This is a genomic window from Pseudoruegeria sp. SK021 (assembly GCF_002119405.1).
Classification (GTDB): domain Bacteria; phylum Pseudomonadota; class Alphaproteobacteria; order Rhodobacterales; family Rhodobacteraceae; genus Meridianimarinicoccus.
Map to the genome: position 1 here is coordinate 1 of NZ_MTBG01000182.1, position 249 is coordinate 249.

Consider the following 249-nt stretch of genomic DNA (forward strand, 5'->3'; position numbering starts at 1 on the left):
TATAGGACGTGTAACTACACGACTTTCACCGAAATCAGTCTTACACAGACTCCAACCCATTGAAACTATATGCTGGGGCTCGAAGATCCTGCCCAAAATCGAGCCGATTTTGTCGAACTTGGGTGACCTGGTCGATGGATTTCATGGCCGATCGCCTTGAGGACGGCCGCGCGTTCCGGCTGCGGAACGTGCTCGACGACTTCAACCGCGAAGGTCTGGGGATCGAGGTGGACTTTTCCCTGCCGGCCG

The 249-nt window shown here is 55.4% G+C and carries 1 pseudogene; it reads left to right on the forward strand.

Annotation, left to right across the window (positions count from 1 at the left end):
• Positions 1 to 128 precede the first annotated feature (128 nt).
• Positions 129 to 249, forward strand: a pseudogene (locus BV911_RS19490) (IS3 family transposase); the annotation flags it as partial.